Source organism: Streptococcus sp. UBA632 (assembly GCF_002300045.1).
Lineage (GTDB): Bacteria > Bacillota > Bacilli > Lactobacillales > Streptococcaceae > Streptococcus > Streptococcus alactolyticus.
Map to the genome: position 1 here is coordinate 315 of NZ_DBPA01000047.1, position 7628 is coordinate 7942.

The 7628-nt window shown below is 39.6% G+C and carries 6 protein-coding genes, 1 tRNA gene, 1 other RNA gene and 2 pseudogenes; 5 read left to right on the top strand and 5 right to left on the bottom strand.

The window, feature by feature from the left end; genetic code table 11:
* Together B3473_RS05915 and dhaQ are read left to right on the top strand one after the other, a co-directional pair.
* Positions 1–295, top strand: a 295-nt coding sequence (locus tag B3473_RS05915; protein WP_293677904.1) for a TetR-like C-terminal domain-containing protein, incomplete at its 5' end; no start/stop codon positions are given.
* An 8-nt stretch (positions 296–303) separates the two neighbouring features.
* A pseudogene (dhaQ, locus tag B3473_RS05920) lies at positions 304–1262 on the top strand (DhaKLM operon coactivator DhaQ).
* A gap of 112 nt (positions 1263–1374) precedes the next feature.
* Here dhaQ and B3473_RS05925 read toward each other — a convergent pair.
* From B3473_RS05925 to B3473_RS05940, 4 genes are read right to left on the bottom strand one after another with little or no spacing between them, the layout of a single operon-like run.
* The gene (locus tag B3473_RS05925) at positions 1375–2124 is read right to left on the bottom strand and encodes a 16S rRNA (uracil(1498)-N(3))-methyltransferase (RefSeq protein WP_154454848.1); all 750 of its coding nucleotides are present in this window, start codon (positions 2122–2124) and stop codon (positions 1375–1377) included.
* Positions 2125–3078, bottom strand: a complete 954-nt coding sequence (prmA, locus tag B3473_RS05930) for a 50S ribosomal protein L11 methyltransferase (protein ID WP_154454847.1) — start codon at positions 3076–3078, stop codon at positions 2125–2127.
* Positions 3079–3083: 5 nt separating this feature from the next.
* On the bottom strand, positions 3084–3977 hold the full coding sequence (locus B3473_RS05935; RefSeq protein WP_235281094.1) for a GIY-YIG nuclease family protein: 894 nt from the start codon (positions 3975–3977) through the stop codon (positions 3084–3086).
* Positions 3978–3995: 18 nt separating this feature from the next.
* A complete protein-coding gene (locus B3473_RS05940) occupies positions 3996–4466 on the bottom strand; it encodes a DUF3013 family protein (RefSeq protein ID WP_168261144.1) in 471 nt (156 codons plus the stop codon).
* Positions 4467–4560: 94 nt separating this feature from the next.
* On the opposite strand from B3473_RS05940, the gene B3473_RS05945 reads away from it, so the two are divergent.
* From B3473_RS05945 to B3473_RS05955, 3 genes are all read left to right on the top strand, one after another.
* Entirely contained in the window at positions 4561–5829 is a 1269-nt protein-coding gene (locus B3473_RS05945; protein WP_154454845.1) for a replication-associated recombination protein A, read from the top strand.
* A gap of 76 nt (positions 5830–5905) precedes the next feature.
* A non-coding RNA gene (ssrS, locus tag B3473_RS05950) (6S RNA) lies at positions 5906–6098 on the top strand.
* 1 nt (position 6099) lies between these two features.
* A tRNA-Lys gene (locus B3473_RS05955) sits at positions 6100–6172 on the top strand.
* A 107-nt stretch (positions 6173–6279) separates the two neighbouring features.
* Here B3473_RS05955 and B3473_RS05960 read toward each other — a convergent pair.
* Positions 6280–7597 (bottom strand): annotated as a pseudogene (locus B3473_RS05960) (FAD-containing oxidoreductase).
* Between the last annotated feature and the right edge of the window lie 31 nt (positions 7598–7628).

The window sequence follows — 7628 nt, forward strand, 5'->3', positions numbered from 1 at the left end:
ATTATTACATTATTTCAGTATTAATAAACACTTTTATATACAATTATTTAAGGTTGTTAATCAAAATGATTTCTCTTCATATTTCCAAACTTATTGCCAACAGCTTGTTATTAAAATTGTCAAAGAATATCATTCTCAACCATTTGATTCTGAAACAGAATATAAACTATTTATTAATTACCATAGTCAAGCTATAGCTGGTACTATAAAACAGTCGTTAACTTTATCTGACCAAGATTATCAAAAACAAGCACTACTACTAATACAACTTATCAAAAAAAATATAGAAAACTAGGTATCTTTATGGTTCATATCATTAATTCAATCCATTCAACCGTTCAACAAAACATCAATGCTATTACACGCATATACCCTCATCTCTCACAACTTAAACAACTACCTACTGTTTATTATAATCAACATGATCCAAACACTATACCAATTTTATCAGGCGGTGGAAGTGTCATGAACCATCTCATTTTGGATACGTTGGAGATGGAATGTTAACCGCTGCTATTAGTGGTCCTATTTTTATCCCCCCTCGCGCTCATGACATTCTAGAAACTATACGTTTTCTTAATAATGGCAAAGGTGTTTTTATCATTATAAAAAATTTTGAGGCCGATATTAAAGAATTCTCTGAGACAATTCACCAAGCTAGAGAAGAAGGAATTTTAGTCAAGTATACCATTTCTCACGATGACATTTCAGTTGAGAAAAGTAATTTTCAAATTCGTCATCGTGGGGTTGCAGGAACAATTTTACTCCATAAAATATTAGGGCAAGCCGCCAAAAATGGAGCTAGTCTGGATGAATTGGAAAAAATAGCTTTCAGTCTATCAACATCTATTGCTACACTTCTCAAAGATGAAGAACCTATTTTTGATTTACCAAGCCAATATATCTCTTATGGAATTGGTATTCATGGGGAACCTGGTTATCGCATGAGATCTTTTGAATCCTCTGAAGTACTCGCTGTTGAATTCATTAATAAGATCAAAATGAAATTCAAGTGGACAGAAGGACAAGAATTTATCCTTTTAATCAATAATTTAGGGGGAGCTTCCAAATTAGAAGAACTTGTTTTAGCAGATGACATTCTCCAGTTATTAGATATAGAGAGACTCAATATTTCTTTTATAAAAACTGGTCATCTAATCACAAGTTTAGACATGTCTGGCCTTTCTGTTACACTTTGTAGATTTTTAGATAAGTCTTGGATTACAGCTCTAAAATCACCAACAAATGCATTTGCTTGGTAAACAACTCCACTTTACTTTCCTTAACACTAGAAAAGAATATTAATGCATCCATCTTAATTTAACTAACAATCCCCCTAGAACAAGACTGTTCTAGGGGGATTTCTATATATAACTAATTACTCTTTTGCAATTCCAAGGCATAGCTGATGCTGCTGAGGGCATAGAGTGGGGCGGTTTCTGCTCGCATGATGCGTGGGCCTAAACCAATTGTTTGGCCACCGTGTGCTTCAAAGGCTGCGATTTCCTCGGGTGAAATGCCGCCTTCTGGTCCGAAGATAAAGAGCAGTTTTTCTCCTGCTGTCATGCGTGACAATTCACGCGCCAAGGCTGCTGTTTCGCCTTCTTTCGCTGATTCTTCGTAAGCAATAAAGACCTTATCAAATGATGACAACCCCGCTAGAAAATCGGCTTTTTTCTCAAATAATGTGACTTCTGGGACACGATTGCGTTTGCTCTGCTCGGCAGCTCCAAGCGTGATTTTAGCTAATTTATCGCCTTTTTTCGCTAATTTTTTGCCATCCCACTTGACCACAGACCAGTCGGCTGGAAATGCCCAAAGTTGGTTTGCCCCAAGTTCGGTGGTTTTTTGGGCAAGAAATTCCAATTTATCGCCTTTTGGGAATCCTACGGCAATGGTCACATCAACTGGCAATTCCACATCGCTATCAAGAGTTTCAAGGATTTGGAAACGGTGGCTACTGCTATCAAGAACTTTGGCTAAACGTTTGATGTGGTCATCAAAAACAAGGACAACTTCGTCACCATCAGCGAGACGCATAACTTGAAACATATGTTTCATCGTGTCTTTATCAGTGATAGTCACCTCATCTTGTGCCTTGCCTGCTACAAAATACTGTTGCATTTACCCTCCTATCACTCCTGAAATATCATCTGTTTTTTTGAAAACACAAGCATTCCATTCGCCTTGAATCATATGGGTTTCAAGGAAGAAGCCTGCTTTTTCAGCAGATTCACGTACCATTTCCCATTTCTCAGAAATGATACCAGACATAATCAAGTAACCCTCATCTTTGACAAGACGGTAGGCATCTTCTGTCATATTGATCAAAATATCAGCGAGGATATTTGCCACAATAACGTCTGCCTGAATGTCTACGCCTTGCAAAAGGTTTCCTGTCGCCACGTGGATATTTTCTGTCCCAGCATTCAAATCGATATTTTCTTGCGCCACGCGCACCGCTACTTCATCAAGGTCATAAGCATAGATAGACTTTGCGCCAAGCAATGAGCTAGCGATTGATAACACGCCTGAGCCTGTCCCCACATCAAGCACCGTTTCGCCCCCTCGAAGGACTTGCTCCAATGCAAAAAGGCTCATCTTAGTGGTTGGGTGAGTCCCCGTTCCAAACGCCATCCCAGGGTCAAGACGAATGATTTTCTCACCCGTTTTGGCTTCGTAATCTGTCCAACTTGGCACAATAGTCAAATCATGGCTGATACGCGTTGGTTCGTAGTATTTTTTCCAATTTTCTGCCCAATCTTGCTCAGCTAGTTCCTGCGTGTCATAGTGAATGTCGCCCGCATTCACCCCAAAATCACTCAAGGCCGACAAACGTTGCGCCACTTCTTTTTCCACAGCATCGATATCCACATGCTCGGGATAATAAGCCGTGATTTTCACAGTATCCACTTGTTTGACTTCTGGAAATACTTCGCCGTACTTGCCAACACGTCCAAGATAGTCGGCGCTATCATCTATCGCGACTCCTTGACTCCCCAATTCAATTAAAATATTTGAAGCCGCTTCTTCAGCTTCTCTCAAGACCTCAACGGTCAATTCTTGCCATTTGTCCATGGTTGTTATGCTCCTTCTTCCAATTCTTTTAGGGTAATCCCTTTATCATTTTTCCATTCCGTTCGACCATTGGCAGCCATTCCAAGAACAAAAACTGCCGCATAAGACGGACTTGAAAACAGTTGATCTTCCTGTAATATACCGTCTTTAATAAGTCCCAAGCGTAGTAACTCATCACGTTTTTCCCTCAAACTATCAGGCAAAGACGGGGCATTGATAAGATCGATTTGACTGCCTTTTAAAACAACAAAGCCTTCTGAAGTTTGTTCGCAGGTCGCTGTAATCGTCTGATTAGATTTTTTAGTTCTTCTTTTCAAATAAAGATAAAGTGAATCCTGACTTGGCTCCTCAGGCTCTCTTTTATTGACCATTGGAACAAATAAGCGATAGCCCAAGGTTCCTATAATCGTCAAGGTGTTATCCACAACTTCATCTAGCTCAGACTGTTTTTCTTCTGTGACGTTACCAGGATTGGGTTCATTACTATTTTTGATAAGGTAACGGTCTGCTTCTTTTGCCAATTGGGTGAAACGATTTTCCAAATAAGAGATATCTGTTGGCCCAAAAGAATTATTTTGTGTTGTCAAAATAATAGCATTGTTAAAATAAGCTGCATGACTATCATGAGTGTGTTCTTGAATACGAAATAAAACACCCTCGCCATTTTTACGTGTTGTCGATTGACCAATGTAGGCAATTTCTTTTTGGGTTTCATCATCTTGCCCAAACAAAAAATAAATGCCACTTTGCTTCATATCTTCACGCATTTTCAAATCGCCTAATTTGATACGAGGTACTTTATAAATAACCCCTGTCCAATTAGAAAGAGTGCATTTTATTTTTCCTGTAACCTCTCCGTCCATCAGAAAGATATTGATATTTTTACCGCGTTTTGCCACTAGAAACTCCCAACCATCCTAATACCTAGGATAAGCAAAGAAGGTTGTTTCTGTTAGGTCTGCTTTGCCTTTGTCAAAACTTTCTGCGTCCCACTCTAAAGCAAAATCGGTGCTTTCCTCGTCTGCCAAGAAGTCCATCAAGTCGTCTAAGCCCTTGGTTGCCACGTCGTTTAGGGTTTGGGCAAAATAAGCTAGGAATTCACGAGAGAAGCCTTTTTTAGCGTCAAACGGGAGGGTCACTAGGTAATCGTCTTCATCAACCCTTGATTTGGCTTGGTTGTAAAAAAGCACATAATCTTCAAAAACAATATCTTCGTTGCTGATTTCCCCTTGGTCATCAATGGTTTCCACAGCTGATTGATTTTGCGCTTCTAAAATAAAAGTCACTTCGACAACATGATTCTTCTTGTTCCAATCAATTGCGTAATCAAAGGTGAAGTGCTTATCCATTTCTTCTTCTAATACTGATAAAAAGCCGAATTTAGCCATTAAAAATTTCTTCCAATCTTCTTTTGTGTTACAATTATTTTATCATACTTAAAAGGAAATAACATATAAATACAACACTAGGGGGAAATTCGTCATGCCAAATAATCTCGCTTTGCGTATGCGCCCCAAGACGATTGACCAGGTGATCGGGCAAAAACATCTGGTTGGGGAAGGAAAAATTATTCGCCGTATGGTTGAAGCCAATCGGCTATCATCGATGATTCTTTACGGTCCTCCTGGCATTGGGAAGACCTCAATTGCTAGTGCTATCGCAGGCACAACCAAATACGCTTTTCGGACTTTTAATGCCACGACAGATACCAAAAAACGCCTGCAAGAAATCGCCGAGGAAGCTAAATTTTCTGGTGGTTTGGTGCTGTTGCTTGACGAAATCCACCGTCTTGACAAAACCAAGCAAGATTTTCTCTTGCCCTTGCTTGAAAATGGTAACATTATTATGATTGGAGCGACAACGGAAAATCCATTCTTTTCTGTCACACCTGCCATTCGCTCACGCGTTCAGATTTTTGAATTGGAGCCCTTATCCACAGAAGACATCAAGCAAGCTCTTCAAATCGCACTGACAAACAAGGAACGTGGTTTTGAGGTTGACGTGGTGATGGATGAAGACGCCATTGATTTTATTGCGACAGCAACAAATGGTGACCTACGTTCTGCTTTTAACTCGCTTGATTTGGCAGTCATGTCAACCAAACCAGACAACCAAAATAGCCGTCACATTAGTCTTGGCACCGTTGAAAATAGCTTGCAGCGCAGCTATATTACCATGGATAAAGACGGAGATGGGCACTACGATGTCTTGTCCGCCCTACAAAAATCCATCCGTGGCTCTGATGTCAACGCCAGCCTTCATTATGCCGCACGTCTGATTGAAGCTGGAGATTTGCCAAGCTTAGCCAGACGGTTGACCGTCATTGCTTATGAAGATATCGGATTGGCAAATCCCGATGCCCAGATACACACCGTTACAGCCCTTGAAGCTGCTCAAAAAATTGGCTTTCCTGAAGCCCGCATCTTGATTGCCAATGTGGTGATTGATTTAGCCCTATCACCAAAATCCAATTCTGCCATGGTCGCGATTGACCAAGCCATTGCTGACTTGCACCAAAACGGCACCTTGCCTATTCCACGCCATTTGCGGGACGGGCATTACGCTAGCAGCAAAGAATTAGGAAATGCCCAAGACTACAAGTACCCTCATAACTACCCCGAAAAATGGGTCAACCAACAGTACTTACCCGATAAATTGTTCGGAAAAAACTATTTTGACCCCAATCAAACAGGTAAATACGAGCGAGCACTGGCTGCTAACAAAGAGCGTATTGATAAGCTTTCTCGGTAAGGTATTTAAACACTCTGGAGAAAAAAGCAGGTTATCTCTTGAAAAATTTTCAAAAAGTGCTATTATATAAGCATAGGTTATGCTGTGGCATACGAATTCACATCAATGTGTTGACCGACTGAATATTTGTATTTAGGGAAACAGTAGTCTTCTAACAGTATGCAAGCCGTCACACGCGGAAGCAGCTAAGTTAGAGAGAGTTGCCCACCTGCTAGTGTAATTGCGGGTTCAATACAAATCGTGAATCACGGTGCCAATACAGCTTATCGTCCTTCCTTAGCTCAGTTGGTAGAGCAGTGGACTCTTAATCCATGGGTCATAGGTTCGAGCCCTATAGGGAGGATTAAACATCATAAGAAAAAGCCCTTTGTTTAGGGCTTTTTGCTTGTTTTAAAATCAATTTGTTACGATTTTATCAATTTTTTGACAATCTGCTGGTCGTCTTTTATTTTAAAAATTAAAAACGTCATTAAGGTTCTCTGCCATAGTAGGATGCGTAAATATTTGATTCTTAATATAAGTGTATGGAATATGGTTATCCATAGCTAACTTAATCAGGTTTATATTTTCCTGAGCACCTTCACCAAAAAGAGTTGCTCCTAAAATATCTTGTGTTTTTTCATTAACAATAACCTTATAAATACCTCGAAGGTTGCCATTAACATGAGCTCTAGGCATAGCTGAAACCATTAATTCATTTGCTTTATAGGGAAGATTTGCCTCTGCAGCCTCTTTTTCTGTTAAACCTACACGTGCCAAAGCAGGGTTAATAAATAATGTAGTGGGGATATTATTTCTCTGACTAGCGTTATAATCACTCTGTCCAGTTAATTTATTAAAAACTATGCGATAATCGTCCAATGACACATAAGTAAATTGGAGTCCGCCATTGACACCCCCAACAGCATAAACATTTGGAACACTAGTTTCACAATAATCATCAACCTCAATGGCACCATGGTCTGTTACCACAATATCTGTATTTTCAAGTCCCAAGTCAGTAATATTCGATTTACGACCAGTCGCATAAAGGACAGCATCAAAACTCATTTTCTGACCATGATTGCTTAAAATAACATTATCCTCTTCATCATTTTCTAAAGCATTTATCTGAGCATTTAAAACAGGAAATACCGTCTTCTTCCATGTATTCTTTTGCTAGCTGCGCAACGATATCCTCCTCACGTGGCAAAATACGGTTAGCAGTTTCAAAAACGGTGACCTTACTGCCAAGATTAGCATAAAGGCTGGCAAATTCAAGCCCGATATTACCCCCTCCAATGATTCCTAACCTTTGTGGCAAAGTTTCTAATTTTTGAATACCAGTGCTGTCAAAGACATTTTTAGATTCCTTTAATCCTGGTATAGGCAAACGATTTGAAATGGCGCCTGTATTAATCACTATAGTATCAGCTGTTAACCATTCACTATCCTCGCCAGCAACTATTTTAATAACCTTATTAGAGACAAAACTTGCTTTAGCATCATAAAGATCTACACCAGCATTGACCACATTGGCTTTATTTTTCTGATTTAATCGACGCATAACCACCTCTTTTTCAGCCATTGCCTGCTCAAATGTTAAATGATTTTCAGCTGCATGGATTAATGTTTTTGTTGGAATACAGCCAATATTGATACAAGTTCCTCCATACATTGAAGAACTTTCTTCAACAAGAGCAACTTTCTTGCCAAGAGAACTCATCTTAGCAGCAAGTGTCTTTCCAGCTTTACCAAAGCCTATGACTAATAAATCATATGTTTTCATTTTTGTTCTGAAAGTTCTATAATGAAGTTAG

Excerpts from the sequence above, each read along its gene's own strand:
- B3473_RS05925 (WP_154454848.1), bottom strand. The coding sequence starts at position 2,124 with ATGCAACAGTATTTTGTAGCAGGCAAGGCACAAGATGAGGTGACTATC.
- prmA (WP_154454847.1), bottom strand. The coding sequence starts at position 3,078 with ATGGACAAATGGCAAGAATTGACCGTTGAGGTCTTGAGAGAAGCTGAA.
- B3473_RS05940 (WP_168261144.1), bottom strand. The coding sequence starts at position 4,466 with ATGGCTAAATTCGGCTTTTTATCAGTATTAGAAGAAGAAATGGATAAG.
- B3473_RS05945 (WP_154454845.1), top strand. The coding sequence starts at position 4,561 with ATGCCAAATAATCTCGCTTTGCGTATGCGCCCCAAGACGATTGACCAG.